The 2,213-nt window shown below is 76.7% G+C and carries 3 protein-coding genes; 2 read left to right on the top strand and 1 reads right to left on the bottom strand.

What is annotated here, in order from left to right; genetic code table 11:
* Window positions 1-901, bottom strand: a 901-nt coding sequence (locus ACWJ6R_RS35070) for a hypothetical protein (protein WP_449066327.1), incomplete at its 3' end; no start/stop codon positions are given.
* On the opposite strand from ACWJ6R_RS35070, the gene ACWJ6R_RS35065 reads away from it, so the two are divergent.
* Window positions 864-1,436, top strand: coding sequence for a hypothetical protein (locus ACWJ6R_RS35065; RefSeq protein ID WP_449066326.1), 573 nt, complete (start codon window positions 864-866; stop codon window positions 1,434-1,436). The two genes, ACWJ6R_RS35070 and ACWJ6R_RS35065, sit on opposite strands and share 38 nt — an antisense overlap.
* On the top strand, window positions 1,433-2,213 hold a 781-nt coding region (locus ACWJ6R_RS35060), incomplete at its 3' end, for a serine/threonine-protein kinase (protein ID WP_449066325.1). The genes ACWJ6R_RS35065 and ACWJ6R_RS35060, both read left to right, overlap by 4 nt.

Below are 2,213 nucleotides of genomic sequence, written 5' to 3'. Positions count from 1 at the left end.
CGGGTTTCGCCACGGGCTCGCTCCTGCCCGCCGACCCGGGGGACGTGCCGACGCCGGTGTCCTCGCGGCCGGCGGGTCCCGCCCCGTCCACGCCGTGGCCCCCGGCGGCCCGGCCGGGCGAGTACTCCTCGCTGCTCGACCCCGACCAGCCCGACCCGTGGCCGACCCGCCGGGTGACGTCCGAGGAGCTGCGCCAGGCGACTGCGCCCTCGTCGCCCGCGCAGTCCCCGCCGCAGACCCCGCGGCCTCGCACGACCTGCCCACCGGGCTGCTCGGCCAGGAGGACGTCCCCACCAGCAGGGCCCCGGGCCGTGACCAGGCGGGCCGGCCGGGGCGGAGTGGACCGGACCACGGCGGACCGGGCCGGCCGGGTCAGGCGGGTCATATGGGTCAGGCGGGATCGCACGGGTCCGGCGCGGCCGGCCTGCTCGGTCCCACGGCTCCGGTGCCCGACGGGGACATCCCGACCCAGCGGGTCCGCCCTCAGGACCTGCCTGAGCACATGCGCGGTCCCGGCTCGTCCCCGCAGTCGCGCCGGCAGCCGCAGCAGCCGCCCTCGCACTCCTACCAGCAGCCGTACCCGCCGCACGCCTCGTTCGAGCAGCCGCACGCCTCGTTCGAGCAGCCGCACGCCTCGTTCGAGCGGACGCCGCACGTCCGCCCGGCCGCGACGCCCCAGTACCCGTACCCCCCGGCGGACCGGCACGGCCAGGCCGGCCCCGGCCCGTTCCACCCGGACGGGCGGCAGGCCCAGGGCGGCGGGACAGGGGCAGGGCCCGGCGGGACAGGGGCAGCAGAGGCCGCAGGGGCCGCAGGGGCAGGGCCACGCGCTGCAGCGCTCCGGGGCCCACGGCGCGGCGAGCGTGCTGCTGCTGGTGGTCATGACGGTCGCGGCGGTCATGCTGCCGGTCCTCGTCTCGCTCGTCGTCGTCCCGGCCGTCATCCTGCTGCGCGCCGCCGACATCGCCCAGCCGAGGCTCAACGCGCGCCGCCCGGCCGGCGCGGCCGCGGCCGACGTGCTCCGGGTGCTCGCCCTGCCGGGCGCGCTGCTGAAGTCGGCCAGCGTCACGGCCGCGCTCGTGCCGTACGGGCTCGTCCTCGGCCTGCCGGTGACGCTGCTGCTCGCCGTGCTGGTCCCGGGGATGCCCGCGACGAACGCGCTCGGCTGGGGGGCGGCGATCGCCCTGGCGACGATCTGCGCCGGTCCCGGAGTCGAGGGCCCCGGACGCCAGATGCGGCGTACGCTGGCATCACTGGTGCCTTCCCGGAACGGGGCCGTGGCCATGGCCGCCGCGCTGGGCGTGGTGGCCGCGCTGATGGTCTACCTCGTGGGCGACACCGTGGGGACCGGTGCGCGGAAGGCGGAGTGGAGGCCCGCGGACGTCGGGACGGTGGTGAAGGAACTGGACGGGTTGCGAAGGAAGGCGGCGCGATGACGGGGGACACGCAGGCGCCTGAGCGGCTGGGGCCGTACCGGCTGCTGAGGAAGATCGGCGAGGGCGGCATGGGGGCCGTCCATCTGGGGCTGGACGAGGACGGGCGCGAGGTGGCCGTCAAGGTCCTGCACCCGCACGTGGCCGCCGACCTCAAGGCGCGCGACCGGCTCACCCGCGAGGTGGAGACCATGCGGCGGGTGCGCAGCCCGCACGTCGCGGAGGTGCTGGACGCCCGGCTGACCGGCGCGCAGCCGTACATCGTGACCCGTTTCGTCCCCGGCCGGACGCTGGAGGAGACCGTCCTGGCGGACGGTCCGCTCCCCGACGACCAGGTGATCCGGCTGGCGCGGGGCCTGTGCGCCGCCCTGGTGGCCATCCACGCCGCCGACGTGGTCCACCGGGACCTCAAGCCCGCCAACGTGATGCTCGTCGACGGCGACCCGCTGGTCATCGACTTCGGCATCGCGCACCTGGTCAACGCGACCCGGCTGACCCAGACCGGCATGTTCGTCGGCACGCCCGGCTACCTCGCCCCGGAGATCATCCGGGACTCCGAGATCACCCAGGCGGCCGACGTGCACGCGCTGGCCTCCACGGTCTTCTTCGCCGCGACCGGCAAGCCCCCGTTCGGCACGGGCGGCTTCGAGGTCGTCTGCTTCAACATCATGGAGGGCCGGGCCAACCTCGACCTGGCCCCCGCCTGGCTGCGCGGCTGGCTCCGGCGGGCGCTGGACGTCGACGCCGCGGCCCGGCCGGGCGCGCAGGAGCTCCACCGGG

It is taken from the genome of Planomonospora algeriensis (assembly GCF_977012225.1).
Note: the sequence above shows the minus strand (reverse complement) of the source record. Positions and strands in the feature narration are given on the sequence as shown.